Consider the following 25,895-nt stretch of genomic DNA (forward strand, 5'->3'; position numbering starts at 1 on the left):
CCGGGCCATGACCACCTGGCCGGCGCTCGGACGCGATCTCGCGATCGACCTGGGCACCGCCAACACGCTGATCCACGTGCGCGGCCGGGGCGTCGTGCTCGAGGAGCCGTCGGTCGTCGCGGTCGAGGTCGGCTCCGGCCGGCTCGTCGCCGCCGGCACGCAGGCCAAGGAGATGCTCGGGCGGGCCCCGGGCACCATCCGGGCCGTGCGGCCCCTGCGCGACGGTGTCGTCTCCGACGCCGACGAGGCCGAGCGGATGCTCCGGTGGTTCATCGACCAGGTGCGCCCGTCGCGCCTCGTGCGGCCCCGGATGGTGCTGTGCGTGCCGAGCGAGGTCACCGGCGTCGAGCGCCGCGCCCTCGAGGACGCGGCGACCCGGTGCGGCGCCCGCCGGGTCTACATGGTCGAGGAGCCGATGGCCGCCGCGGTCGGGGCCGGCCTGCCCGTGCACGAGACAGCGGCGAGCATGGTCGTCGACATCGGTGGGGGCACGACCGACGTCGCCGTCATCAGCCTCGCCGGCATCGTCACCTCCACCTCGCTGCGCACAGCCGGCGACGAGATCGACGAGGCCCTCATCAGCCACGTCAAGGCCGAGTACTCCCTCCTGCTCGGCGAGCGCAGCGCCGAGGACATCAAGGTGGCGGTCGGGTCGGTCTTCCCGCTCCGCGAGGAGCTGACGACGCGCCTGCGCGGGCGTGACCTCACGACAGGACTGCCCAAGACCATCGAGGTCGGCTCGGCCGAGGTGCGCCGGGCCATCGAGGGTCCCGTGCTCCAGATCATCGAGCTCGTGCGGGCCACCCTCGACGTCTGCCCGCCCGAGCTCGCCGGAGACATCATCGACCGCGGCATCACGCTGACCGGCGGGGGAGCGCTGCTACGCGGGCTCGACGCTCGGATGCGCCACGAGCTCGGCGTGCCCGTCCACGTGGCCGAGGACCCGCTGCGGGCCGTCGCTCGTGGGGCCGGTCGCTGCGTCGACGACTTCGCGAGCCTCGAGCGGGTGCTCGTCGGGGACCGCCGGCTCTAGGCCGCCCATGGACCCGACCCACCAGCGCCGCCTCCTCGCCGGGCTCGTCGTCGCCACCCTGGCCCTGCTCGGCGCCGACCTCGCCGGCTCCGGAGTCGCCGGAGCGGTGCGCGACGCCGGCGGCGCGGTGCTCGGGCCCGTCCAGCGCGCGCTCTCCGGAGCGCCCCGCGACGAGATCGCCGCTCTCGAGGCGCAGAACGTCCTGCTCCGCGCCACGGTCGCCGACCAGCAACGGCGGCTCGCGGAGCGGGAGCGCCTCGCCGAGCTGGTCGGCGGCGACCCGGCGACCGGTCACCGCTTCGTCGCGGCCCGCGTCGTCGCCAGCGACATCAGCCCGCTCGGAGGCCGCGGCCTGACGCTCGACGTCGGCACCCGCGACGGCGTGACGGCCGACTCGACCGTGGTGACCGCCGAGGGACTCGCCGGGCGCGTCGTCGCCGTGTCGCCCTGGACGTGCGACGTGCAGGTGCTCGGCAGCACCGGCTCGGTCATCGGCGTGCGGGTCGGCCCTGCGGGCACCCTCGCGACGGTGAGCTCGCCCTCGTCGACCGACCGCGAGTCGCGGCCGCGCGGGTCGCTCACGCTGTCGTTCGTCCAGCCCGGCACGCCCGTGGTCGGTGACACCGTGACGACCCTCGGCAGCGTCGACGAGCGCCCGTATGCCGCAGGCATCGTCGTCGGCACGGTGACCGCCGTCGACCCCGACCGAGGACAGCTCACCCGCACCGCGACCGTGCGCCCGGTCGTCGACCCCGACGCGATCGACGTCGTCGCCGTGCTCGTGCCGCAGGACCGGGTCGCAGCGCGTCCTGAGGTGCCCGCGGCCGGCGCCGCCTCCGGACCGGTCGTCGCGACCGAACAGGGGGCCGCGTCGTGAGGGTCACGCTGCTGGGAGTCTGCAGGACGGCATACGTCGTCGTCGCGGCGCTGCTGTCGGCTACGCTGCTGCCCCGGCTCGGGGTGCCGGAGGAGTGGGTGCCCGACCTCGTGCTCATCGGGGTCGTCGCGACGGCCGTGCTGCGCGGGCCGGTGCACGGCGCCCTCGTCGGGCTCGTGGCCGGCTGGGTCGTCGAGCTCGTGCCGCCCGTCGGGTCGCCGCTCGGTCTCACGCCGCTCGTCATGATGCTCGGCGGGCTCGTCGGGGGGCTCTTCCACCGGGTGTCATCGCGCACGCTCGGCCGCGCGGTCCTCGCGCTGGCCGCTGCCGGCGTCGTCGTCCTGCTCGGCCGCGCTGCCTCGGTGATCGTGGCCGAGGGCAGCGTCTCTGCGTCCGAGGGGCTGGGCCGGCTCGCCTCGACCGTCGCCGTAGGGCTGCTCGCGCTACCCGTGCTGCTCGCCGTCGACCGCGCCCTCGTGCGACGGAGGCTCGGGTGAGGCGCCGTCGCCCGCCCCGTGGCGCGGGGGTCCGGCGCGCGGGCACCCGCGACAGGGGTCGCACCCGCTGCGCCCGCCCGACCCGGCCGACTGGGGTCGCCGGCGTCGTGCTCGTCCTGCTCGTGTCGCTCTTCGGCCTCGTCGTCGCGCGGCTCGGCCAGGTGCAGCTGCTGGGTGGGGCCGAGCTGACCAGCCAGGCCGGCTCGGTGCACACCCGGACGATCACCGAGCACGCCCTGCGCGGGCAGATCCTCGACCGCACCGGGGCGCCGCTCGTGTCCAACGCCTTCACGACCGTCGTCACCCTCGAGCGGGGGGTCCTGCTCGACGCCGACGACGGCGGGCGCGCCCTCGTGCGATCCGTCGCGGCGGTGCTCGGCCAGCCCTTCGACCGGCTCTGGAGCAAGACGATGCTCTGCGGCACCGTCGGCGCTCCTCGGGCTCCCGCGTGCTTCAACGGCTCGCCCTACGTGCCGATCCCGATCGCGACCGGCGTCGACCCGCAGCGCGCGCTGACGCTCATGGAGCAGCCCGAGAAGTTCCCCGGCATCGGCGTGGCCCCGGAGCCGGCGCGCAGCTATCCCGCGCCCTCGGGAGCCAACGCCGCCCACCTGCTCGGGTGGGTCGCGCGGGCCGGCGTCGCCGATCTCGAGAAGGGAAGCGGCGCCATCGACGCCGAGGACGTCGTCGGCAGGTCGGGTCTCGAGCAGCAGTACGACTCAGCGCTGCGTGGGCGCAACGGCGCCACCGTCGTCGCCATCGACCCCCGCGGCGTCGTCACCGAGACGCTGTCGAGCCGGGCACCGGTGCCGGGGTCCGACGTCGTCACCCACCTCGACGCCCGGCTCCAGGCCCGCACCGAGGCCGTGCTCGCGCAGACGGTGGCCCGGGCCCGCGCCGAGGGGCTGCCCGCCGACGCCGCCGCAGCCGTGGTCCTCGACGTCACCAACGGCGCCGTCGTCGCGGCAGCCAGCAACCCGGCATACGACCCCGGCGTCTTCACCGGCGGCATCAGCAGCGCGCAGCTCGAGCAGCTGAGCGACGAGAGGCGCGGGGTGCCTCTCACGTCGCGGATCACGAGTGAGACCTTCCCGCCGGCCTCGACCTTCAAGGTCATCTCGGTGCCGGCTGCGGTGGCGTCGGGAGCCAGGCTGACCGGCACCTACGACTGCTCACCGAGCCTCACCGTCGGCGGCCGGGTGTTCAAGAACTTCGAGTCGCGCGGCTACGGGCCGATCGACCTGCACCAGGCGCTCGTCGTCTCGTGCGACACCGTCTTCTACCGCCTCGCGTATGCCGCGTGGCAGGCGCAGGGGGGCATCGCCGCGCCGCCCGGCGCGCGGGACTCCTTCGCCGAGACCGCGCGTGCCTTCGGCATCGGGCGGCCCACCGGCATCGACGTGCCGGGGGAGTCGGCCGGTCGCCTGCCCGACCGGACCTGGAAGGAGCAGTACTGGTCCACCACCCGCACCGCGACCTGTGAACGGGCCAGGAGCGGCTATCCGGAGGTGGCGCGCACCGACAAGGAGCGCGCCACCTACCTCACCCGGCTCGCCGTCGAGAACTGCGCGAGCGGCTGGCAGTGGCGCGCCGGCGACGCCGTCAACTTCTCGATCGGGCAGGGCGACCTCGCGGTGACGCCCCTGCAGATGGCGCAGGTCTACTCCGCGATCGCCAACGGCGGCACGCTGTGGCAGCCGCAGGTCGCGGCGGGTTTGCGCGCCCCCGGCGGTGCCGTCACGCCGATCGCGCCGCGGCGCACCGGCACCGTCGGGGTGCCCGCCGAGGTGCTGGCCTACGTGCGGGCGGCCCTCGCCGACGTGACCCGGCCCGGAGGCTCCGCGGGGACGGCATGGGCCGGCTTCCCCCAGGACCGCTACCCGGTCGCCGGCAAGACCGGAACCGGAGAGGTCTTCGGCAAGAAGGCCACCGCGTGGTTCGCCGCCTTCGGGCCCACGACACGGCCGAAGTACGCCGTCGTCGTGGTCGTGAGCCAGGGTGCGTCGGGCTCGAAGGTGGCTGCGCCCGCGGTGCGGAAGATCTTCGATGCCATCCTGTCCCTGAAGCTCTGACAGCTCTGAGAGTTCCGGGTGCGCCCCAGCGCGCTGGGGCCCGGAGCGCTCCGACAGCACTGACGAAGGGGGAGGCCCGGATGGACGACTACCTCCGCAGCGACGCGCCGGTCGTCGAGGCGCTCGACCGCGCCTGGGACCGGAGCAGGCTGAGCGCCGCGACCCGTCTCGCCCGGCTGCGGTCTCGAGCCTTCCTGCTCGTCCAGTGCGCCGTCGCCGCGGGCGTCGCATGGTGGGTCGCCGCCGACGTCCTGGGGCACCGCTCGCCGTTCTTCGCTCCCGTCGTGGCCGTCATCTGCCTCGGCATGTCCTACGGGCAGCGGCAGCGCCGCGTCGTCGAGGTGGCCATCGGCGTCGCCGTCGGGGTGTTCGTCGCCGACGTGTTCGTCCACCTGGCCGGCAGCGGGCCGTGGCAGATCTCCGCCGTCGTGCTCGTCTCGATGGGTGCCGCGTCGCTGCTCGACGGGGGTCCGGTGCTCGTCACCCAGGCCGCCGTGCAGGGCATCGTCGTCGCGGCCCTGGCCGCGACACCGGGGCAGGCCTTTACCCGCTGGACCGACGCGCTCATCGGAGGCGGGGTGGCCCTCGTCGCAGCGACCGTCGTTCCGCAGGCACCGCTGCGCCGCCCCCGGGTGGCCGCGGCCGAGGCGGTGCGCAAGATCAGCGAGCTGCTGCGCCGTGCCGAGGCCAGCGCCGACGACCTCGACGTCGAGAAGGCCGCCGCGGTGCTCGCCTCGGCCCGGGGCACGGAGTCGCTGCTGCGCGAGCTGAGCACCGCTGCGGACGAGGGACTCTCGGTCATCGCCAGCTCGCCGTTCAAGCGCCAGCACGCGCCCCACGTCCGCAAGATGGTCGAGCTCGTCGAGCCCCTCGACCGGGCGATGCGCAGCACCCGCGTCCTCGTCCGGCGGATCACCGTGTCGGTCGGGCGCGAGGAGCCGCTGCCGCCCGCCTACCGCGAGGTCATGCTCGAGCTCGCCGACGCGGTCGACGTCATCGCCCGTGCCCTCGCGGAGAACGCCTCACCCGAGATCGGCCGCTCCGCCATGCTCGCCGTCGCCGAGAGCACCGGCCGGCTGCCGCGCACCGAGAGCCTCGCGACCGAGACGGTGCTCGCCCAGCTGCGCTCGGTCGTCGTCGACCTGCTGCAGGTCACCGGTCTCGACGTCGACGAGGCCATCGAGGCCCTCCCGCCAGAGCGGCCTCGCCCCTGAACGGCGCACGACAGCCGGGCGGCGTGCGCCCCAGCGGTCCCGAGGCTGCACGGCATACCTCGGTGGTGCGCCCACGAGACGCGCGAAGGGCACCGTCCTGCGCCCGAAGGCGGTGGACGGTGCCCACTCGTGAGTGCGGCGCTCAGGCCGAGGGGGTCGTCTCGTGCGGCCCGACCTCGAGCTTCTGGACCCGGGGGTCGCCCGCGTCGGCGAAGTAGTCGGCCGGCACGGTCGAGTCGACACCCTCCGGGGCCTTCGCCGCACGCAGCACCAGCGTGAGCACCACGGCCACGACGACGTTGATCGCGAAGGCGGTGACGGCGATGTAGCCGAGCTGCCCGATGACGGGCATGTTCGCCACGGAGCCGGCGAAGGGCGCACCCGTCGCCTTGTTCGTCACGTTGTAGGCCGCCACCGTGCCGTAGACCATGCCGACCGCCCAGCCGGCGAGTAGCGCCCAGCGGTGGAACCACCGCGTGTAGAGGTAGAACACGAGGGCCGGGAACGTCTGGAGGATCCAGATGCCGCCGAGGAGCTGGAAGTTGATCGCGTTGCTCTTGTCGAGCGTCAGCACGAAGATCAGCGCGAACCCCTTGACGACGAGCGAGGTGATCTTGCTGACCTGCGCCTCCTGCTTCGTCGTGGCGTCCGGCTTGATCCACGCCTTGTAGATGTTCCGGGTGAAGGTGTTGGCCGCGGCGATCGACATGATCGCGGCCGGCACGAGCGCACCGATCGCGATCGCAGCGAAGGCCACACCGGCGAACCACGACGGGAACATGTCCTCGAAGAGCTGCGGGATGACGAGCTGGCCGTTCACCTTGCCGTCGAGCCCGACCGGCTTCGTGCCCGCGGCGATGGCCACCCAGCCGAGCAGCGCCAGCAGACCCAGCAGGAAGGAGTAGGCCGGCAGTATCGCGGCGTTCTTGCGGATCGTGTTGCGGCTCTTGGCCGACAGGGTCGCCGTGATCGAGTGCGGGTACATGAACAGCGCCATCGCCGAACCGAGCGCCAGGGTCGCGTAGGCCCAGTAGGCGCCGGGTCCGGGGATGAAGACGTTGGGTTTGCCGGTGGCGGGGTTGGTCGTCGTCGTCATCTTGTTCTCGGCAGCGTCGAAGACGTGACCCCATCCGCCGACCTTCGAGGGCAGGTAGATGACGGCGACGATGATGACGATGTAGATGAGGATGTCCTTGACGAACGCGATGATCGCCGGTGCGCGCAGACCGGAGGTGTAGGTGTAGAGCGCGAGGACGAGGAACGCGATGAAGAGCGGCAGGTCCTTGGCGACCCAGTTGCCGCCGCCGCCGACACCGACGACCTCGAGGACGGCCTGGATGCCGACGAGCTGGAGCGCGATGTAGGGCATCGTCGCGAGGAAGCCGGTGATCGCGACGGCGAGCGAGAGCCCGCGCGAGCCCGAGCGGCCCTCGACGAAGTCGGCCGGCGTCACGTAGCCGTGGCGGTGCGAGACCGACCAGAGGCGGGACATGAAGATGAAGATGATGGGGTAGAGGATGATCGTGTACGGCACGGCGAAGAAGCCGTTGACCGCACCGAAGGCCCACATCGCCGCCGGCACCGCGACGAACGTGTAGGCCGTGTAGAGGTCACCGCCGAGCAGGAACCACGTGATCCACGTTCCGAACGAGCGACCGCCGAGGCCCCACTCGTCGAGGCTCTCCATGCTCGTCGGGCGACGCCAGCGAGCGGCCCAGAACCCCGCCATCGCGACGACGACGAAGAAGAAGATGAGGACGGCGAGGGCGACGCCGTTGACGCCGGGCTCGTTGGCCGCAACGAGGGCGCTCATCGGACCTCTCCCTCGGGTGCGCCGTCGTCGCCGGTGCCGCTGGCGGCCTCGCTGTCGAGGAACGCGTCACCCTCCGGCGTCATGGGCACGTGCGGCCGGGCCTTGAGGACGATCCGGTATGCCGTGTAGGTGAGCGCCGAGGTGATCGCCACCCACAGGAACTGGTACCAGATGAAGAACGGGAAGCCGCCGAGCCGGGGCTCGTCCTTGGCGTACGTGCCCACGAGCAGCAGCGCGATGATCGGCAGGGAGAGCAGGACGCCTGCGACAGCCAGCAGTCCCTTGTTGGCAGGTGGCGCCTTGTGGCGATGCGGGGTGGTGCTCACGCGAGTGACCTCCGTTGGTCCGGAGCCGGTAGGACCGGCAGGTGCGTCGCGGAACTTACTCCCGAGCCGACCGGATATGGGGGCTGAGTCGCGGTGTTTTGTCGACTGAAACGCAGATTGTGATGTTGTGGGTGCGAATGTGGTGACTGAGTCCCGCTGACGGGCACTGTCTCGTGGGGCCGCTCGGCACAGATAGGCTGTCGGCCATGGCTGATTTCGATGTCGTTGTGCTCGGTGCCGGACCCGGGGGCTACGTCGCGGCGATCCGCGCGTCCCAGCTCGGCAAGAAGGTCGCCGTGGTCGAGAAGCAGTACTGGGGCGGTGTCTGCCTCAACGTGGGGTGCATCCCCAGCAAGGCGCTGTTGAAGAACGCCGAGCTCGCGCACACGCTGACGCACGAGAAGGCGAAGTACGGCATCGAGGGCGACGCCACGATGAGCTTCGGCCCGACCCACGCCCGCAGCCGCAAGGTGTCCGAGGGCATCGTCAAGGGCGTCCACTTCCTCATGAAGAAGAACAAGATCGAGGAGATCGACGGCTGGGGCACCCTCACCTCGGCGACCTCGATGGACGTGGCGCTCAACTCCGGTGAGAAGCGCTCGATCACCTTCGACAACCTCATCATCGCGACGGGCTCCGTCACGAGGATGATCCCGGGCGTCCAGGTCAGCGCGAACGTCGTCACCTACGAGGAGCAGATCCTCGACCCCGAGCTCCCGGGCTCGATCATCATTGCCGGCTCGGGCGCGATCGGTGTCGAGTTCGCCTATGTCATGAAGAACTTCGGCGTCGACGTGACGATCGTCGAGTTCCTCGACCGGATGGTGCCCACCGAGGACGCCGACGTGTCGAAGGAGCTCCTCAAGCACTACAAGAAGCTCGGCGTGAAGGTCATGCTCGGCACGAAGGTCGAGTCGGTCGAGGACACCGGTTCTGGCGTGCGCGTCACCGTGAGCCCGGCCGCCGGCGGCGACCAGCAGGTGCTCGAGGCCGACCGGCTCCTGTCGGCCATCGGATTCGCCCCGCGCACCGAGGGCTTCGGCCTCGAGGCGACCGGTGTCGAGCTGACCGACCGCGGCGCCATCGCCATCGACGAGTACGGCCGCACCAACGTGCCGAACGTCTTCGCGATCGGCGACGTCACCGCCAAGCTCATGCTCGCCCACGTCGCCGAGGCGATGGGCATCGTCGCCGCCGAGACGATCGCCGGCGTCGAGACGATGGCCATCGACTTCCGCTTCATCCCCCGGGCCACCTACTGCCAGCCGCAGATCGGCTCGATGGGCCTCTCGGAGGCCCAGGCGAAGGAGGCCGGTCACGACGTCAAGACGGCGACGTTCCCCTTCTCGGCCAACGGCAAGGCCATGGGTCTCGGCGAGCCCGTCGGCTTCGTCAAGGTCATCGCCGACGCCGAGCACAACGAGATCCTCGGCGCGGCCCTCATCGGCCCCGACGTGACGGAGCTGCTCCCCGTCCTCAACCTCGCGCAGACCTGGGACCTCACGGCTGACGAGGTGTCGCGCACCGTCTTCGCGCACCCGACGCTGGGCGAGGCCGTCAAGGAAGCCGTCCACGGCATCGCCGGCCACATGATCAACTTCTGACCCAAGCCCCCGTATGCCGTCCGGCCGGCTCCGCTCTGCGGGGCCGGCCGCGCTGCTGCTGGGTTCCCTTCTCATCGGCACGTTTCTAGTCGGCTCGTGCACCGGCGCCGGTGGGGCTCCGACGGTGGCTACGGGCAGCACCGCCGCGGTCACCGACGGCAGTGCGGCCACGACGAGTGCGGGAGCAACGGACGGCTCGAGCGTGCGTGCGAGTATCCCTGCCGCAGTGGGGGATTCGACGATGACCCCCGTCCCGGAGGCATCGGGGTGCTCGACGGTGAGCAACCGCGGCAATCGCGCCCCCGTCCGCGCGGAGCAGCTGTGGCCCGGTGCCAGCCAGATCGGGTCTGATGCCTCCGAGGCGAGGGTGCGCCCCGGCGCTGGCCGATGCGCCGGAGAGCTCCCCACCCCTCCGGACTGCGACCTGAGCCTGCCGTGGGCGGCGCTGGACGCCGAGGAGCTGCTCCGCATGTCGGGTGCCGACCGTGTCGTCTCCGGTCGGGCGTATGCGCGCCTCGCAGCCTCCACCGGCTCGAACGCCGGCTCGAACACCGGCGAAGCGTCGTTGCTCTACGTCGCAATGGACTTCGGCGCGGGCGGAAGCCGACTCGCGGGGGCAACCGGGTGGTTCGCCGGTGCTGTCGAGAGATGCAGGCTGGGCGGGCCGGGCTCTCTCGCGGGCGTCACCGGGCTCGTCGGCGAGCGTCACAAGCCGACGCTCGGACCAGGCGACAAGGGCGTCTTCCTCGTGACGACCCAGGGATCACAGCTCGTGTGCCTGGTCTTCGAAGGCGGCGCATGGACGCCGACCTCGCGTGCGGAGGTCGTCCGCCGGGTCCTGCCCCTGCTGCGCGCCGCCTGAGCGCGGGGGAGACGGGCAAAGCCCCCACGACCAGGTCGTGGAGGGCTTCACTCGGGTGCTGTGGTGCGGGTGCAGCGATCAGTACCAGTGCTTCCGGCCACCGATGGCGCGGCCCGTGGTGCCGAGCAGGAAGAGCACAGCTCCGACGACGACGAGGACGATGCCGATCGTGGTGAGGATGCTGATCTTGGCGAGCCAGCCGACGAGCAGCAGGATCAGTCCGAGGATGATCATGGTGTCGCTTCACTCCTTTATGTGGGGGTAGGGGTCCCGAGCCCTACGTAAGTACCCGGGGTGGTGAAGTCCCGGACACCCCAACGGTCACGGAACGGTCACGAACGCCATTTCGCCCGAAATGCCCTCTCTGCCATGCCCGTTCGGCGACGGCCACCCCACGGGCCAGCCCTCCGCCCACCCGCCTCCTCTGCCCTCACCCGCTGCCCCGCCTCACGGAGCAGTGGGACCCCGTGCCCCGTCTGGCGGGGCAGCGGGACCCGCTGCTGCGTTTGGTCGAGCAGTGGGTCCCCCTGCGTCGGTGCGGGGGGCAGCGGGTGCGTCGGGGAGTGCCTGACGGTGGGGGAGGGTTGTCGGTGGCGTCGGGCATGCTCGGCCCAACGACGGGGGAGGCAGCGGTGGACGACGATCTTGATGTGGCTCGGCTCGTGATGCGGGTTCGGCGGATGGCCGACCTCAGCCAGCGTGACCTCGCGGCCCGGCTGGGCACGTCGCCCTCGACGGTGGCGCGCATCGAGACGGGTGGGTGTGCGGTGTCGGTGAGCCTGCTCCGTCGCATCCTCGGCCTCGCCGGACTTCGTCTTGTCGCAGTCGCGCCCGACGGGCAGCCTGTCGCACCGGTTGCGGGAGACACGTTGCGCGACAACGGCGGTCGCCGCTTCCCGTCGCACCTCGACGTCGACCTGCCGAGCGAGGTGCCGAAGCTGCGTCAGCTCATGCCGCGGCGCGACCGGCCGCCGGCCAAGGGCTGGTACCGCCAACGGCCACTCCGCGACGAGCGCCGTGAGCAGGACGGCGTGCCCCCGGACCACCCGACGTTCGATGACCTGCGCGAAGCGGCTCAGCGCGAGCGAGCCCATCTCAGACGGGTGCGTGCGCTGCTCGCGCGGGCTGCCCCGACACCGCCTGAGTGCACGTGCGAGATCGACTGCCTCATGTCTCCCGGCTGCCTTCCGGCGTGTGCATGCCAGTGCGAGCCGCGCCGCCCCCGCGACCACCAGCGGGAATGACTGGTGGAATGACCGGTGGAACGTCCCGTGGAGGGTGCCGTCGGGACGCTCCACGGGCCACCTTTGGCCGATTAGGGCGCCTGTTGCGCCGCTGTTACGCTTAGAACCGCCGTACGTCCGGCCGCGGATCGAGAGCGCCCAGGTGGACATGCCCTGGAGCACCGCGCAAACGAGAAGAGAAGGAGTCGGTTCATCCATGCCTTTGGAAGCTGACGTCAAGAAGCAGATCATGACCGAGTACGCCACGAAGGACGGCGACACCGGCTCCCCCGAGGTCCAGATCGCGATGCTCACGCAGCGCATCAAGGACCTCACCGAGCACTCGCGGGCCCACAAGCACGACCACCACAGCCGTCGTGGGCTCCTGCTGCTCGTCGGCCGTCGCAAGCGCATGCTGCGCTACCTCGAGGCGACCGACATCGAGCGCTACCGTGCGCTGATCAAGCGCCTCGGTCTGCGTCGATGAACACGTGACGAAAGGCGGTCCCCGCTCCGCGGAGGCCGCCTTTCGTCGTAGGTGCGCCCGGGCCCTGTGGGGCCGGCGCACCCGAAGAAACCACGCACACAACGACGATGTGCGCGGCACTTGAGAAAAAGAAAGCGAGGGCCCACATGGAGGGTCCAGACATCACGTTCGCCGAAGCCGTCATCGACAACGGCTCCTTCGGCACCCGCACGGTCCGCTTCGAGACCGGCCGCCTTGCCCGTCAGGCCGGCGGCGCCGTCACGGCGTACCTCGACGACGACACGATGCTGTTGTCCACCACGTCCGCCGGCAAGCAGCCGAAGGACCAGTTCGACTTCTTCCCGCTGACGGTCGACGTCGAAGAGCGCATGTACGCCATCGGCAAGATCCCCGGCAGCTTCTTCCGCCGTGAGGGTCGCCCCTCGACCGAGGCCATCCTCACCTGTCGCCTGATCGACCGGCCGCTGCGCCCGACCTTCAAGAAGGGTCTGCGCAACGAGGTCCAGGTCGTCATCTCGGTGTTCTCGCTGAACCCCGACCACCAGTACGACGTGCTCGCCATCAACGCCGCGAGCGCCTCGACGCAGATCTCCGGACTGCCCTTCTCGGGCCCGATCGGTGGCGTGCGTGTCGCGCTCATCGACGGCCAGTGGGTCGCGTTCCCGAACTTCTCCGACGCCGAGCGCTCGGTCTTCGACATGGTCGTCGCCGGTCGCGTCGTCACGCACGCCGACGGCAGCGACGACGTCGCGATCATGATGGTCGAGGCCGAGTCCACCGAGTCGACGTGGGACCTCGTCAAGAACGAGGGCAAGCAGGCTCCGACCGAGCAGGTCGTGGCCGAGGGCCTCGAGGCCAGCAAGAAGTTCATCAAGCAGCTCTGCGACGCCCAGGCCCAGCTCGCCGCCGCGGCAGCCAAGCCGGTCCAGGACTTCCCCGTCTTCCTCGACTACGAGGACGACGTGTATGCCGCCGTCGAGGGCGCCGCTCTCGCCGACACGACCGCTGCGCTGACGATCGCCGGCAAGCAGGAGCGCGAGGACCGCCTCGACGAGATCAAGGCTGCCGTCAAGGCCGAGCTCGCCGACCAGTTCGAGGGTCGCGACAAGGAGGTCTCGGCTGCCTTCCGCTCGGTGCAGAAGAAGCTGATCCGCCAGCGCATCCTGCGCGACAAGGTCCGCATCGACGGCCGTGGCCTCGCTGACATCCGCGCCCTCGGCGCCGAGGTCGAGGTCCTGCCGCGCGTGCACGGCTCCGCGATCTTCGAGCGCGGCGAGACCCAGATCATGGGTGTCACGACGCTCAACATGCTCAAGATGGAGCAGCAGCTCGACACGCTGAGCCCTGTCACGCGCAAGCGCTACATGCACAACTACAACTTCCCGCCCTACAGCACCGGTGAGACCGGCCGCGTCGGTTCGCCGAAGCGCCGCGAGATCGGTCACGGCGCCCTGGCCGAGCGCGCGCTCATGCCGGTCCTGCCGACGCGCGAGGAGTTCCCGTACGCCATCCGTCAGGTGTCCGAGGCTCTCGGCTCCAACGGCTCGACGTCGATGGGCTCGGTCTGCGCCTCGACCCTGTCGCTGCTCAACGCCGGTGTGCCGCTGCGCGCCCCGGTCGCCGGCATCGCCATGGGCCTCGTGTCCGACACGGTCGACGGCGAGACGCAGTACGCCGCCCTCACCGACATTCTCGGTGCGGAGGACGCCTTCGGCGACATGGACTTCAAGGTCGCCGGCACCAAGGAGTTCGTCACGGCCATCCAGCTCGACACGAAGCTCGACGGCATCCCCGCCTCGGTCCTCGCCGGCGCGCTGACCCAGGCCCGCGACGCGCGTCTGCACATCCTCGACGTCATGGCCGAGGCCATCGACGTGCCCGACGAGATGAGCCCCTACGCACCGCGGATCATCACGGTGAAGGTCCCCGTCGACAAGATCGGTGAGGTCATCGGCCCGAAGGGCAAGATGATCAACCAGATCCAGGACGACACGGGCGCCGACATCTCGATCGAGGACGACGGCACGGTCTACATCGGTGCGGTCGACGGCCCCTCGGCCGAGGCGGCTCGCGCGGCGGTCAACGCCATCGCGAACCCGCAGATGCCCGAGGTCGGCGAGCGCTTCCTCGGCACGGTCGTCAAGACGACGACGTTCGGTGCGTTCGTCTCGCTGCTGCCCGGCAAGGACGGCCTGCTGCACATCTCCGAGGTGCGCAAGCTCGTCGGCGGCAAGCGGATCGACAGCGTCGACGACGTCGTCAAGATCGGCCAGAAGATCCAGGTGGAGCTCAAGGAGATCGACCCGCGCGGCAAGCTCAGCCTCGCTGCGGTCCTGCCCGAGGGCGACGACAAGGCCGAGGCTGCGGACGCGGCCGAGGCTCCTGCCGAGGTCTGATCCGTCCGGATCGTTCGTGAGAGCGGCCCGCCACCCCACACCGGGGTGGCGGGCCGCTCCGCGTTGGTCGGGGGTCGGCGCGGGATGTCTAGGGATCAGTCACGCTGGCGGAAGCGCCCGGCCATTCGTGGGTCCTGCTCCCACCACAGCACCGAGTTCGCGACCGGCGGCGCGGGCTCGCCCACGGCCGGGGCCGCAGTCTGCACGGTGCCCGGTGCCGCTGCAGGTGCCGCCGCAGGGGCCACTCCCGGTGCTGCTGCCGTCAGCGCCTCGTCGTCGAGGCGTGCGTCAACCTCTCGCGCGTCACGCTCGTCGCTGCGGATCCACTCGACGAAGACCGCCCCGATGACGGGCAGCCCGACCGCCTCGGCGACGGCGAGCATGGCGCCCCCACCCAGGCGCTGGTCCATGAGCGGAGTGAGGCCGCTGGCACCCGAGGCGAAACCGGGGAACGACGGCACGAGCAGGACGCTCGAGGTCATGACGACGATGCCGGGGACCGCGTCGAGCAGACCGTCGATGAAGGCGAGGAAGGTGCGCACGGGCGGCGTGGCCCAGCGTGGGAGCAGCTCCTCGGTGAGCAGCGGCAGGACGAAGAGCAGCCCGCTGCCGAGCAGCACGACGTAGAGCACTACCGCGGACGTAGGGGAGACCATCGTCTGGGCGAACCACGGCGTCAGCATGACGAGCAGGACCGTGCCGACCGCCAGGCCGGAGCCGACCGCGGGGAAGGTCAGCACGCGGGCGACGCGGCCCTCGACGAGGCGGAGCAGGAGGGGCGTCCGCTCCCCGCCGGCAGCCCGGCTCCGGGCTCGGACGAGGCCGACGGGGTCACCGAGCGCGAGACCCACCGGAGTGAGCGACGCGAGCACTCCCACCTGGAGGCAGGCGATCCAGAAGACCTCGGTGCGGTGGACCGCGAGGGGCCCGCACACGGCATACGCCAGCGAGCCGACGCCGGCCAGGAGGAAGAGCGCCGGCCGACGCCACGGCCACGGCACCCCGGACGCGCGGGCGCGGAGGACCGCCACGGCATACGGCACCGTGACGACCCCGACGAGCGCCAGGCCGGCGGGGGAGGCGGTCCAGTCGGCGAGGAGGGAGGAGGGCGTCAGGACGGGCACGCCCGGAATGGTGACGCCGGAGCCTGACAGCGCGGTGGGAGCGACCGGCGGGTGCCGCCCGTCATCGCATGTTGCCGGTGTGCCCGAGCGAGAAGCGCCCCGGTTGCGGCCAGACGAGCAGGCCGTGCGGCCCGGCGTCGGTGTGGATCCGGGCGATGAGGCGACCGGAGCCCGTGTCGATGACATAGACCGCCGCGCTGTAGCGGCCCGAGAGCCACAGCTGCGACCCGTCGGACGTGACGCCCCCCATGTCGGGAGTGGCGTGACCCGGCAGGTGCCAGGTGGTCTCCGGGCGGTCGGTGGCCGCGTCGAAGACGGTGATCGTGCCCGCGTCGCGGTTGGACACGAAGATCCGCTTCGCGTCCCTCGCGGGGTAGATGCCGTGGGCACCCTTGCCGGTCGGTACGAAGTGGTCGTAGGTGAGGGTCTTCGCGTCGATGAACCACACCCCGTTGCGCAGCATGTCGGCGACCATGAACCACCGCCCGTCCGGAGTGAGCCGGACGTCCTGCGGCATCGAGGAGGCTCCCCGGGCGAGACCGCGGCGCGGGCCAGTCATCGCCATCGCCATCGTGGGAACCGTTGCTCCCGGCGTCCGGATCGCGTTGAGGTCGAGCACCTTAAGCACCCGGGTCGCGCCGGCGTCGACGACGAGGAGGCGGCCGTTGAACTCGCAGCTGGCGACGAAGGTGCGCAGGTCGGCGGTGAAGTCGGCATGGTTGACGCCGGCGCACTCGGGCACGGAGAGCGAGCGCACGCGGTGCAGCGTGTGGGCGTCGAGCACGTCGATGGCGCGGAACCGCGACGCCATGACGAGTGCGAACCGCCCGTCGGGGGTGAAGTAGAGGTTGTAGGGGTCGCGGACCGGCACGGGCGTGCCGACGGCTCCCGTCGCGGGGTCGATCGGTGTCAGCGCGTTGCCCTTGTCGGAGTTCACCCAGAGGCGCCTCAGGTCCCACGCCGGCACGACGTGCTCCGGCGAGGCGGGCACCCGGACCCGCTTGACCACGTTGTGGGTCGTCGGGTCGATGACCTCGAGCGTGCCCGCGACCTGGTTCGGCACGTAGACGAGCGGCTTGGCGTGCAGAGCGGCGCCGGTGAGCAGACCCGCTCCGGTGTGCGCATACGCCGAGGCGGTGCCCCCCGCGGTGCTGCCCGCAGCTGCCATCGACCCGGTGCTTGGGCTCGGCGCTGGTGCGGACGAGGCTGCGCCGTTCGCGGCGGTCTCAGGCCCTGCCACCGACATCGGGCTCGAGCAGGCGCCGACGGAGAGGGCGACGAGACCTGCGAGGCAGGCCGTCGCCACCGACCCGAGCCAGCGCCCGTGCAGCCGGATCACGCGAGCAGCCTGGTGACGGTGACCGGCTGGAGCGAGCGGGAGGCGAGCCCGGCGAGGATCGACGGCAGCGCCGTGATCGTGCCGGGGTGGCCGAGGTGCAGGCTGACGATCGACCCGGCGCGAACCGCCGCCAGCGTGCGCGACACGACGACGGCCGAGCCGGGGTCCTGGTAGTCGGCCGGATCGACGTCGAACGAGATGCAGCGGGCATACCCGCTCGCTCGGGCTGCCGTGCGGATCGCCGCCGTCGAGCTGGGCGTGCCGGACGGCCGGAAGAGGTAGGGAGACGACCCGTCGATCGCGGCGACCGCCGTTGCGCCACGGGCGATCTCGGTGTGTGCCGCGGCCTCGGACAGTCGGGGCATGGTCTGGTGCGACCACGTGTGGTTGCCGAGGTCGTGACCGGCCGCGACGATCGCCCGTCCGAGGTCCCGGTTCGCCGAGAGCCAGGTGCCGACCGCGAAGACGGTCATGTGAGCGCCGTGGTCGGCGAGGATCGACAGGGCTCTCCTGGTGAGAGCCGGGTCGCCGGCGCCGTGGAAGGTGAGGGCGACGGCCGGGGTCGACGACGCTCCCCGGCGCACGTCGGGCCCGGGGGTGCGCAGGAGGGCAGGCACCGTCTGCGCCCCGCCGGAGCCCGCGGCGGTTGACGTGGGGCGCGCAGCCGGAGCGGAGGATGGAGGGGGCGCCGTGCCGGAGCCCGCGGGTGCGCTGGGCGTGCCGGGAGCGCCGGAGGCGTTGGCGGCATCGGACCCAGTCGGGCTGCTCGTGGAGCAGGCGGCGGCGCCGAGGCCGACAACGACCGCGAGCCCTCCGCTCAGCAGGGCACGTCTGCCGACGTCGGAGCCCTGGTCGAGTGCCCTGTCGGGCCGGTCGTCACGCTGGTCTGCGGGCTGGCCGCCAGGATGGTCTTCGGGCCGGTTGCCGGGCTGGTCTTCGGGCTGGTGTTCGGACAGGAGCACCGCGTGATTGTGCTGGCGCCACCTGCACGCCGGCTGGTACCCAGCCCCGAGCCCACTGAGCCGGGCACCCCTGCGCTCGCTAGGCTGACCCGCGTGAGCGACACGACACGGCGGCCGTCCCGAGACATCGCTGTCGCCGTGATCGGCGCGAGCGGACGCATGGGGTCGGAAGCGGTTCGTGCCGTCGAGTCGGCCGAGGGCCTCGTGCTCGTGGGGGCCTACGGTTCCGGTGACGACCTCGGCGACCTCGCCGGCGCCGACGTCGCCGTCGAGCTGACCGTACCGACGGCCTCACCCGCCAACGTCGCGCACTGCGTCGAGCGTGGGGTGCACGTCGTCGTCGGCACGACCGGCTGGGACGACGCCCGGCTCGAGACCCTGCGTGGCCAGCTCGCCGAGGCGGCCCCTGCGAGCAGCGGTGCGGGTGTCGGCGTGCTCATCGCCCCCAACTTCGCCATCGGGGCGCTGCTCATGATGGCCTTCGCCGCGAAGGCCGCTCCGTTCTTCGAGTCTGTCGAGGTCATCGAGCTGCACCACCCGGCCAAGGTCGACGCGCCCTCCGGCACCGCGGCGCGCACTGCCGAGATGATCGCCCGGGCGCGCGCGGACGCCGGCACCCCGGCGGCGCCCGACGCGACGACCCACGACCCCGACGGTGCGCGCGGGGCCCGGGTGCACGGCATACCGGTGCACTCGGTGCGGCTGCGCGGCCTCACCGCCCACCAGGAGGTGCTGCTCGGCAACGCGGGGGAGCAGCTGACGCTGCGCCACGACTCGTTCGACCGCGGATCCTTCATGCCGGGCGTCATCGCAGCCGTGCGGTCGGTCGCCGACCACCCCGGCCTCACCGTCGGCCTCGAGCACTACCTCGGCCTGACCTGAGCTGCTCCGCCTGCCCTCGTGGGCCGGGTCAGCCCCAGCCGAGGGCTCGGAGGGCAGCCGCGGTGGCCGCTCCGAGGACGACGACGAGGAGGAAGGGCGCGCGCAGCAGGAGCGCCACGACGGCCACGCCGACGGCGGCGAGCCGGGCGTCGACGACGAGCGTGCCCTGCGGGCCGCCGAACGTCTGGGTGGCGACGAGCGCGGCAAGCATCGCGACGGGGATGGCAGCCGTGACGCGCCGGGCTCGCGGGTGCGAGAGGGCGCTCTCGGGAACGAGGTAGCCGGCGAGCTTGAGCGCGAAGGCGACCAGCGCCGCCACGACGACGGCGACCCACAGGGTCATCGGCGCCTCCCCGCGATGAGGGCGGCGAGAGCCGCCAGCACGACAGGTATGCCGGCCGGTAGCGCGGGAAGCAGCACCACCGCGATCACTGCCCCGACGACCGCGATCGCAACGGTCTCGCGGTCGCGCAGTCGGGGCCACAGCAACGCCGTGAAGGCCGCGCACGCCGCGGCGTCGAGGCCGTAGGTGCGAGGGTCGCCGAAAGCGTCGCCGACGAGCGCTCCGAGGAGGGTGGCGAGGTTCCACAGCACGAAGACGCCGACTCCCGTCACCCAGAAGCCGAGCCGCGACGCGCGTGGATCGCCTTGTGTCACAGAGACGGCCGTCGACTCGTCGATCGTGAGATGGGCGGCGGCTGCCCGGCGCCAGCCGTGCACCCGGAGGACCCGGCGCAGCTCCAGGCCGTAGAGGCCGTTGCGCACGCCGAGCATCGACGACGCGGCGATGGCGGCAGGTGCGGCCGCCACCCCGCCGCTGCCGATGATGCCGACGAAGGCGAAGTGCGAGCCTCCGGTGAACATCACGAGCGACAGGACGCACGCCTGCCAGACCGACAGGCCGGCCGTCACGGAGAGCGCTCCGACGCTGACACCGTAGGCGCCTGTCGCCAGGGCGACGGACAGTCCCTGGCGCAGGACCAGGCGGCGCTCGCCGGGGTCCAGCGGGCCGGGCTGGTGATCGTCGCCAAGCCGTGGGGCGGGTGCCTCCGCGGAGTCCTCGACGGGCCGCACCTCGCACCCCTGCGCCGAGCGCTCGGACCGCTCGGACCGCTCGGACCGGTTCACTCCGCCTCCGGAGCGAGGCCGGCCGACAGGCGCACCTCCCGCGCCGTCGTGCCCTCGGCGTCGACGACCCGCTCGCGGTGCGCACCGTCGGTCTCGAGGCCGGCCGCGGTGAGGAAGGCCCGGGTGTGGTCGTCCGTCGCGAGCACCCAGGCGGCGAGCACGTGGCGGTCGCGTCCCCGGGCCGTGTCGACAGCAGCGTGGAGCAGCCGCGAGCCGTGCCCCTGCCGGCGCGCCTCGGGGTGCACCGCGAGCACGAGCAGCTCGGCGGTCTCCTCGCCGTCCGGGTCGGACGACGGGCCGACCGCTGCCAGGCCGACGACCTGCTCGCCGGCACACGCGACGAGGAGCAGGTGGTCGCGCGACGGCGCGTTCGTCAGCGACTCGCGCCAGGCGCTGGTGAAGACCCGGGGCTCGAACCGCGCGAGGACCTCGTCACGCAGCGTGCCGGCATACGCCTCGCGGTAGACGACGGCCTGCACGAGACCGACGGCGGGGGCGTCGGAGACCCGGGCGACGCGCACGCTCGCGTCGGCGACGGGCCCGCGCTCCGACCCGTGGTCGTGCGAGTGCCCGTGCTCGTGCCCGTGCCCGTGCTCGTGGGAGTGGTCCTGCGGAGGCGGTGTCTGCTCGTCGTGTGCCACCCCGGCATCCTCTCAGGCAGCCGCGGCTCGCTCGTCAGCCGCGGTCCCCGGACGCCACGCGCCCCCGGCTTTGGACGCGGACGGGCCGGTCTCGCATACTGGACGCATGTATGGCAATGACGTCATCGACCCGAACGTGCCGCTCAACGCGGCCGAGACCGCCGCCTACGACGAGGCGGCCGCGCACGTCGAGGGGCGGGCGGTCGGCGAGGCGTCCGCGGAGGGCTTCGACGCCCTCATCGCGGCCGACCAGCGCATAGAGCCGCGCGACGCGATGCCGGACAAGTACCGCGAGACCCTCATCCGGCAGATCGCCCAGCACGCGCACTCCGAGATCATCGGCATGCAGCCCGAGGGCAACTGGATCACCCGGGCACCGTCGTTGCGCCGCAAGGCGATCCTCATCGCGAAGGTGCAGGACGAGGCGGGCCACGGGCTCTACCTCTACAGCGCCGCCGAGACCCTCGGCGTCGACCGCGCCGAGCTGCTCGACCGGCTGCACGACGGCAAGCAGAAGTACTCCTCGATCTTCAACTACCCGACGCTGACGTGGGCCGACAACGGCGCCATCGGCTGGCTTGTCGACGGCGCGGCGATCATGAACCAGGTGCCGCTCTGCCGCTGCTCCTACGGCCCGTACGCGCGCGCCATGATCCGGGTCTGCAAGGAGGAGAGCTTCCACCAGCGGCAGGGCTTCGAGATCCTCTGGACCCTGATGCGCGGCACCGAGGCCCAGCGGGCGATGGCCCAGGACGCCGCCAACCGGTGGTGGTGGCCGGCGCTCGCGATGTTCGGCCCACCCGACACCGGCGAGGCTGCCAAGGGGGGTGGCCACACGGAGCAGTCGATGGCCTGGGGCATCAAGCGGTTCGCCAACGACGACCTGCGCCAGAAGTTCGTCGACATGATGGTGCCGCAGGCCGACAAGCTCGGCATCGTGCTGCCCGACCCCGACCTGCGCTGGAACGAGGAGCGCGGGCACTACGACTTCGGCGACATCGACTGGGGCGAGTTCTGGCGCGTGCTGCGTGGCGACGGACCCTGCAACGCCGAGCGCATCGAGCACCGCCGCAGCGCCCACGCGGAGGGCGCGTGGGTGCGTGAGGCAGCCACCGCGTATGCCGCCAAGCAGGCTTCCCGACGTCAGGAGAGTGCCGCGTGAGCGGAGCGCAGACCCCGCCCACCGAGCAGGCCGCCGGGACGGCGGCGGACAGCCCCCCGGTGGCGCCCGAGCGGAGCTGGCCCCTGTGGGAGGTCTTCGTGCGTGGCAAGCGTGGCCTCTCGCACGTGCACGCCGGGTCGCTCCACGCACCTGACGCGGCGTTCGCCCTGCGCAACGCACGCGACGTCTACACGCGTCGTCAGGAGGGCGTCTCGATCTGGGTCGTCCGCGCCGATGACATCACGGCGAGCAGCCCCGACGAGAAGGACTCGTTCTTCGACCCGGCGGCCGACAAGATCTACCGCCACCCGACCTTCTACGACGTGCCCGACGACGTCGAGTACCTGTGAGCGCCGACATGAGCTCCGACGTGAGCCCGGTGAACTCCACCAACGCCCCGGCCGAGTCCGAGGAGTCGCTCCCCGGCGCCGCCGAGAACGGCCCGTCGGGCGAGCTACCGGAGGCCGCCTACCTCCTGGGCCTCGCCGACGACGCGATGGTCTACGCCCAGCGCCTCTCCGAGTGGATGACGAACGCCCCGCAGATCGAGGAGGACATGGCGCTCGGCAACATCGCGCTCGACCTGCTCGGCCAGGCGCGTGCGCTCTACCCCTACATCGGCTCCATCGACGGCACGGGCCGCGGTGAGGACGACTACGCGATGCTGCGCGACGAGCGCGACTGGCGCAACGTGCATCTCGTCGAGCAGGAGCGGGGAGACTTCGCCGACGAGATGGCGCGGCTGCTGTGGTTCTCCGCCTACCAGGTCGAGCTGCACACGGCGCTCACCGGCTCGTCCGACGACGTCGTCGCCGGTGTCGCGGGCAAGGCGCTCAAGGAGGTGCGCTACCACCTAGACCACGCCTCGCTCTGGGTCGTGCGCCTCGGCGACGGCACGGAGGAGTCGCACCGTCGCATGCAGGCCGCCCTCGAGCGTGTGCTGCCCCACCTCGCCGAGCTGTTCGACGACGACGAGGCTTCCGTGACAGCCGCCGGGCTCGGGGTCGGGGTGCTGCCCTCGAGCCTGCACGACGCCGTCGTCGGTCGCGTCCGGCGGGTCACCGACGAGGCCACCCTCACGCTGCCCGAGGCGTCGTCGTGGCGTTCGCGCGGTGGCCGAGCCGGCATCCACTCGAGGCCGATGGGCTACCTCCTCGCCGAGATGCAGCACATCGCGCGCTCGCACCCGGGTGCTACGTGGTGATGGCTGTGGCCGTGGAGTCCGCTGTCGCGCAGGCGATCTCGCGCATCCCGGACCCGGAGGTCCCCGTCATCACGATCGCCGAGCTCGGCATCCTGCGCGACGTCGAGGTCGACGAGCAGGCGCACACCGTCGTCGTGACGATCACCCCGACCTACAGCGGGTGCCCCGCGATGGAGGCGATCGCGGCACGCATCGCCTTCGCGGCCCACGAGCAGGGGTATGCCGCCGACGTCCGCACGCAGCTGTCGCCGGCCTGGACGACCGACTGGATGACGGACGAGGGCCGAGAAGCCCTGCGGCGCTTCGGCATCGCCCCGCCGGGGCCGGTGTCGGGGTCGGTTTCGGGGGAGGCGGCCGAGTCGCGCGGCCCGGTGGCCGTGACCCTCCAGCGGCACGTTGTCGCCTGCCCCCGCTGCGGCTCCACCGACACGACCGAGATCGCCCACTTCGGCTCGACCGCCTGCAAGGCCCTGCGCCGATGCTCCGCGTGCCTCGAGCCCTTCGACGAGTTCAAGGCCATCTGAATGACCGACGTCACCACCCCCACTGACCAGGCTGTCGACGAGACCGCTGGCGAGCCGGCTCCGACCGACGCAGCCCCTGCGGCGGCTCGGCACCGGGCCCGCTTCCACCCGCTCACCGTCGCGGCCGTCGAGCGCCTCACCGACGACGCCGTCGCCGTCACCTTCGAGATCCCCGACGAGCTGCTCGAGGAGTACCGCTTCGAGCCGGGCCAGCACCTCACCGTCCGGGCGATGATCCAGGGGCAGGAGGTGCGCCAGTCCTACTCGATCTGCCAGTCGCGAGGGGCCGCCGGCATGGAGCACCTGCGCCGGGTCGCCGTCGCCCGCGTGCCCGAGGGCCGCATGTCGACCTTCCTCAACGACGTCGTCGCACCGGGCGACGTGCTCGACGTGATGACACCGCTCGGGTCGTTCACGTGCCCGACCCGGCCGGACGGCATACGCCATCACGTCGCGATCGCCGCGGGCTCGGGCATCACGCCCGTCATCGCCCTGCTGACGACGGCGCTCGAGGAGGAGCCCGGCTCGCGCGCGACGCTGCTCTTCGGCAACCGGCGCACGAGCTCGATCATGTTCCTTGAGGAGCTCGAGGACCTCAAGAACCGCTTCCCTGGCCGCTTCCAGCTCATCACGGTGCTCTCGCGCGAGGCGCAGGACGTCGAGCTCTTCCACGGGCGGCTCGACCGCGAGCGGCTCGAGGCGATCTTCGGAGCCCTCGTGCCGGTCGACCAGGTCGACGAGTGGTATCTCTGCGGCCCGTTCGGCATGGTCACCGGGGCCGAGGAGCTCCTTCTCGAGCGCGGTGTCGACCCCGGGCACGTGCACCACGAGATCTTCCACGTCGACGACGGCACGGCCCCGAAGCGGCCCGTCGTCGTCGACACGGGGGCGCCGCCCGAGGCGACCGTCACCATCAACCTCGACGGGCGCACGACCGTCATCCCGATGCCGAGCCGCGACGAGACCATCCTCGACGCGACGCTGCGGGTGCGACCCGACGCCCCCTACTCGTGCACCGGCGGCGTCTGCGGCACCTGCCGCGCGCGCGTCGTCGCGGGGGAGGTGCGGATGGACCGCAACTACGCCCTCGAGCCCGAGGAGGTCGCCGCCGGCATCGTGCTCGCCTGCCAGAGCCACCCGGTGACCGACGCGGTCAGTCTCGACTACGACGCCTGACCATGGGCGGCGGGCCGGTCGAGGGGAGTGCACTTCGCCCCCGCCCGGCGCGGAGCGCCCTCAGCCGGGCCCTCGCCACCCTGCTCGGACTCATGGCCGGGGCCAGCTGCGTGGCCATCGGCCTCTGGCTCGTTCCGCACCTGCGGGCCAGACGGGTGAGACACGACTCGATCTCCCTCGCGCGTCGCCCTCGAGTCGCAGACTGGAGGGGAGCGGAGGAGAGGACATGAGCAACGGCAATGCAGGTGCAGCAGGCGGCGGCGCCCTCTACGGGCTGGGGATCTTCGGTGCCTGGGTCTACTTCTGGCAGCAGGCAGACGTGTTCTGGGAGTACGTCCTCGCCGTCTTCCAGGGTCTCTTCTGGCCGGCCTTCATGGTCTACGAGGTGTTCTCGGCGCTCGGTCGCTGACTCGGGGCTGGCTCGGGACCGGACTCGAGGCCGGTGCTGTCGCCGCCGTCGCCGCTGGCGGCTCGGCGTTCGCGGCGCTGTCGCCGCCCCGGGCTAGGCTGCGGGCGTGCGGCAGTATCTCGATCTCCTCGACCACGTCCTGACCCACGGTCAGGAGAAGTCCGACCGGACCGGCACCGGCACGCTCAGCGTCTTCGGCCACCAGATGCGCTTCGACCTCGCCGAGGGCTTCCCGGCCATGACGACGAAGAAGCTGCACCTGCGCTCGATCATCGGCGAGCTGCTGTGGTTCCTCCGCGGCGACACGAACGTGCGCTGGCTCCAGGAGCGCGGCATCTCGATCTGGGACGAGTGGGCCGACGAGCGCGGCGACCTCGGGCCGATCTACGGCTACCAGTGGCGCTCCTGGCCGACGCCCGACGGCCGGCGCGTCGACCAGATCGCCAAGGTCATCGACCAGATCCGCACCAACCCCGACAGCCGCCGGCTCATCGTCTCCGCGTGGAACGTCGCCGACGTCGACGACATGGCGCTGCCGCCGTGCCACACGATGTTCCAGTTCTACGTCTCTCCGCCCGGGCCCGACGGGCGGCGCCGCCTCTCCTGCCAGCTCTACCAGCGCAGCGCCGACATCTTCCTCGGCGTGCCCTTCAACATCGCGAGCTACGCCCTCCTCACGCAGATGGTCGCCCAGCTGACCGACCTCGAGCCGGGGGAGTTCGTCCACACCCTGGGCGACGCCCACCTCTACCTCAACCACCTCGACCAGGCGCGGCTCCAGCTGACCCGCACGCCCCACCCGCTGCCGACGATGCGCATCACGCCGGGCAAGACCGACATCGACGACTTCGACCTCGACGACTTCGACCTCGTCGACTACGTCGCCGACCCCGGCATCAGGGCCCCGATCGCCGTCTGAGCCCGATCGGGTTCACGTCCG

General features: G+C 71.8%; 27 protein-coding genes. 18 read left to right on the top strand and 9 right to left on the bottom strand.

Features of this window, described 5'->3' with window-relative positions; all coding sequences use genetic code 11:
- Positions 1 to 7: 7 nt before the first annotated feature.
- The 5 genes from mreB (at position 8) to FHX52_RS01860 (ending at position 5,693) form a co-directional block, all read left to right on the top strand.
- The gene (mreB, locus tag FHX52_RS01840; protein ID WP_141819414.1) at positions 8 to 1,033 is read left to right on the top strand and encodes a rod shape-determining protein; all 1,026 of its coding nucleotides are present in this window, start codon (positions 8 to 10) and stop codon (positions 1,031 to 1,033) included.
- Between the two features lie 7 nt (positions 1,034 to 1,040).
- Positions 1,041 to 1,910, top strand: a complete 870-nt coding sequence (gene mreC, locus FHX52_RS01845) for a rod shape-determining protein MreC (protein WP_141819416.1) — start codon at positions 1,041 to 1,043, stop codon at positions 1,908 to 1,910.
- Complete coding sequence (locus FHX52_RS01850; RefSeq protein ID WP_141819418.1) at positions 1,907 to 2,407, top strand: rod shape-determining protein MreD; 501 nt, start codon at positions 1,907 to 1,909, stop codon at positions 2,405 to 2,407. The genes mreC and FHX52_RS01850 overlap by 4 nt, the downstream gene beginning before the upstream one ends.
- On the top strand, positions 2,404 to 4,479 hold the full coding sequence (mrdA, locus tag FHX52_RS01855) for a penicillin-binding protein 2 (protein WP_246069567.1): 2,076 nt from the start codon (positions 2,404 to 2,406) through the stop codon (positions 4,477 to 4,479). The genes FHX52_RS01850 and mrdA overlap by 4 nt, the downstream gene beginning before the upstream one ends.
- 80 nt (positions 4,480 to 4,559) lie before the next feature.
- Entirely contained in the window at positions 4,560 to 5,693 is a 1,134-nt protein-coding gene (locus FHX52_RS01860) for an FUSC family protein (RefSeq protein ID WP_141819420.1), read from the top strand.
- Positions 5,694 to 5,835: 142 nt separating this feature from the next.
- Here FHX52_RS01860 and mctP read toward each other — a convergent pair whose 3' ends face one another.
- Together mctP and FHX52_RS01870 are read right to left on the bottom strand one after the other, a co-directional pair.
- Positions 5,836 to 7,506: a monocarboxylate uptake permease MctP gene (gene mctP / locus FHX52_RS01865; protein WP_141819422.1), complete on the bottom strand. Its 1,671-nt coding sequence runs from the start codon at positions 7,504 to 7,506 to the stop codon at positions 5,836 to 5,838.
- Positions 7,503 to 7,832, bottom strand: coding sequence for a DUF3311 domain-containing protein (locus tag FHX52_RS01870; protein WP_221630432.1), 330 nt, complete (start codon positions 7,830 to 7,832; stop codon positions 7,503 to 7,505). Before FHX52_RS01870 ends, mctP begins: the two co-directional genes overlap by 4 nt.
- A 206-nt stretch (positions 7,833 to 8,038) precedes the next feature.
- Between FHX52_RS01870 and lpdA the strand changes: the two genes are divergently transcribed.
- Together lpdA and FHX52_RS01880 are read left to right on the top strand one after the other, a co-directional pair.
- On the top strand, positions 8,039 to 9,436 hold the full coding sequence (gene lpdA, locus FHX52_RS01875) for a dihydrolipoyl dehydrogenase (RefSeq protein ID WP_141819424.1): 1,398 nt from the start codon (positions 8,039 to 8,041) through the stop codon (positions 9,434 to 9,436).
- Between the two features lie 241 nt (positions 9,437 to 9,677).
- Positions 9,678 to 10,298, top strand: coding sequence for a hypothetical protein (locus tag FHX52_RS01880; protein WP_141819427.1), 621 nt, complete (start codon positions 9,678 to 9,680; stop codon positions 10,296 to 10,298).
- 78 nt (positions 10,299 to 10,376) lie between these two features.
- On the opposite strand, the gene FHX52_RS23690 is transcribed toward FHX52_RS01880, so the two are convergent.
- Positions 10,377 to 10,532: a DUF6131 family protein gene (locus FHX52_RS23690; protein ID WP_185747035.1), complete on the bottom strand. Its 156-nt coding sequence runs from the start codon at positions 10,530 to 10,532 to the stop codon at positions 10,377 to 10,379.
- A 398-nt stretch (positions 10,533 to 10,930) separates the two neighbouring features.
- On the opposite strand from FHX52_RS23690, the gene FHX52_RS01885 reads away from it, so the two are divergent.
- The 3 genes from FHX52_RS01885 (at position 10,931) to FHX52_RS01895 (ending at position 14,404) form a co-directional block, all read left to right on the top strand.
- The gene (locus tag FHX52_RS01885) at positions 10,931 to 11,542 is read left to right on the top strand and encodes a helix-turn-helix domain-containing protein (protein WP_185747036.1); all 612 of its coding nucleotides are present in this window, start codon (positions 10,931 to 10,933) and stop codon (positions 11,540 to 11,542) included.
- A gap of 196 nt (positions 11,543 to 11,738) precedes the next feature.
- Positions 11,739 to 12,008: a 30S ribosomal protein S15 gene (rpsO, locus tag FHX52_RS01890; protein ID WP_141819432.1), complete on the top strand. Its 270-nt coding sequence runs from the start codon at positions 11,739 to 11,741 to the stop codon at positions 12,006 to 12,008.
- Positions 12,009 to 12,154: 146 nt separating this feature from the next.
- Complete coding sequence (locus tag FHX52_RS01895) at positions 12,155 to 14,404, top strand: polyribonucleotide nucleotidyltransferase (protein ID WP_141819434.1); 2,250 nt, start codon at positions 12,155 to 12,157, stop codon at positions 14,402 to 14,404.
- A gap of 95 nt (positions 14,405 to 14,499) precedes the next feature.
- Here the strand turns inward: FHX52_RS01895 and FHX52_RS01900 are convergent, their stop codons facing one another.
- The 3 genes from FHX52_RS01900 to FHX52_RS24205 form a co-directional block, all read right to left on the bottom strand.
- Positions 14,500 to 15,528: a cytochrome c oxidase assembly protein gene (locus FHX52_RS01900; RefSeq protein WP_185747037.1), complete on the bottom strand. Its 1,029-nt coding sequence runs from the start codon at positions 15,526 to 15,528 to the stop codon at positions 14,500 to 14,502.
- Between the two features lie 61 nt (positions 15,529 to 15,589).
- Positions 15,590 to 16,867 carry a YncE family protein gene (locus FHX52_RS23695; protein ID WP_185747038.1) on the bottom strand — a complete coding sequence of 426 codons (1,278 nt, stop codon included), beginning with the start codon at positions 16,865 to 16,867 and terminating at the stop codon, positions 15,590 to 15,592.
- The gene (locus FHX52_RS24205) at positions 16,864 to 17,829 is read right to left on the bottom strand and encodes a polysaccharide deacetylase family protein (protein ID WP_246069568.1); all 966 of its coding nucleotides are present in this window, start codon (positions 17,827 to 17,829) and stop codon (positions 16,864 to 16,866) included. Before FHX52_RS24205 ends, FHX52_RS23695 begins: the two co-directional genes overlap by 4 nt.
- A gap of 93 nt (positions 17,830 to 17,922) precedes the next feature.
- Here FHX52_RS24205 and dapB point away from each other — a divergent pair, with 93 nt between their 5' ends.
- On the top strand, positions 17,923 to 18,711 hold the full coding sequence (gene dapB / locus FHX52_RS01910; RefSeq protein ID WP_141819438.1) for a 4-hydroxy-tetrahydrodipicolinate reductase: 789 nt from the start codon (positions 17,923 to 17,925) through the stop codon (positions 18,709 to 18,711).
- A gap of 28 nt (positions 18,712 to 18,739) precedes the next feature.
- Here the strand turns inward: dapB and FHX52_RS01915 are convergent, their stop codons facing one another.
- From FHX52_RS01915 to FHX52_RS01925, 3 genes are all read right to left on the bottom strand, one after another.
- Positions 18,740 to 19,054, bottom strand: a complete 315-nt coding sequence (locus FHX52_RS01915; protein WP_141819440.1) for an AzlD domain-containing protein — start codon at positions 19,052 to 19,054, stop codon at positions 18,740 to 18,742.
- Positions 19,051 to 19,716: an AzlC family ABC transporter permease gene (locus tag FHX52_RS01920; RefSeq protein ID WP_141821978.1), complete on the bottom strand. Its 666-nt coding sequence runs from the start codon at positions 19,714 to 19,716 to the stop codon at positions 19,051 to 19,053. Before FHX52_RS01920 ends, FHX52_RS01915 begins: the two co-directional genes overlap by 4 nt.
- 119 nt (positions 19,717 to 19,835) lie before the next feature.
- Entirely contained in the window at positions 19,836 to 20,480 is a 645-nt protein-coding gene (locus tag FHX52_RS01925; RefSeq protein WP_141819442.1) for a GNAT family N-acetyltransferase, read from the bottom strand.
- A gap of 106 nt (positions 20,481 to 20,586) precedes the next feature.
- Here FHX52_RS01925 and paaA point away from each other — a divergent pair, with 106 nt between their 5' ends.
- From paaA to FHX52_RS01960, 7 genes are all read left to right on the top strand, one after another.
- On the top strand, positions 20,587 to 21,642 hold the full coding sequence (gene paaA / locus FHX52_RS01930) for a 1,2-phenylacetyl-CoA epoxidase subunit PaaA (RefSeq protein WP_141819444.1): 1,056 nt from the start codon (positions 20,587 to 20,589) through the stop codon (positions 21,640 to 21,642).
- A 59-nt stretch (positions 21,643 to 21,701) separates the two neighbouring features.
- Positions 21,702 to 21,992: a 1,2-phenylacetyl-CoA epoxidase subunit PaaB gene (gene paaB, locus FHX52_RS01935; protein WP_141821979.1), complete on the top strand. Its 291-nt coding sequence runs from the start codon at positions 21,702 to 21,704 to the stop codon at positions 21,990 to 21,992.
- An 8-nt stretch (positions 21,993 to 22,000) separates the two neighbouring features.
- Positions 22,001 to 22,846 (top strand): 1,2-phenylacetyl-CoA epoxidase subunit PaaC, encoded by an 846-nt coding sequence (gene paaC / locus FHX52_RS01940; protein ID WP_141819445.1) that lies wholly within the window; start codon positions 22,001 to 22,003, stop codon positions 22,844 to 22,846.
- On the top strand, positions 22,846 to 23,370 hold the full coding sequence (gene paaD, locus FHX52_RS01945; RefSeq protein ID WP_141819447.1) for a 1,2-phenylacetyl-CoA epoxidase subunit PaaD: 525 nt from the start codon (positions 22,846 to 22,848) through the stop codon (positions 23,368 to 23,370). The genes paaC and paaD overlap by 1 nt, the downstream gene beginning before the upstream one ends.
- Positions 23,371 to 24,546 (top strand): 1,2-phenylacetyl-CoA epoxidase subunit PaaE, encoded by a 1,176-nt coding sequence (gene paaE / locus FHX52_RS01950; RefSeq protein ID WP_141819449.1) that lies wholly within the window; start codon positions 23,371 to 23,373, stop codon positions 24,544 to 24,546.
- A 226-nt stretch (positions 24,547 to 24,772) separates the two neighbouring features.
- A complete protein-coding gene (locus FHX52_RS01955; RefSeq protein ID WP_141819451.1) occupies positions 24,773 to 24,955 on the top strand; it encodes a hypothetical protein in 183 nt (60 codons plus the stop codon).
- A gap of 106 nt (positions 24,956 to 25,061) precedes the next feature.
- The gene (locus FHX52_RS01960) at positions 25,062 to 25,874 is read left to right on the top strand and encodes a thymidylate synthase (RefSeq protein WP_141819454.1); all 813 of its coding nucleotides are present in this window, start codon (positions 25,062 to 25,064) and stop codon (positions 25,872 to 25,874) included.
- The last annotated feature ends 21 nt before the right edge of the window (positions 25,875 to 25,895 follow it).

The organism is Humibacillus xanthopallidus, from assembly GCF_006717145.1.
Classification (GTDB): Bacteria; Actinomycetota; Actinomycetes; order Actinomycetales; family Dermatophilaceae; genus Humibacillus; species Humibacillus xanthopallidus.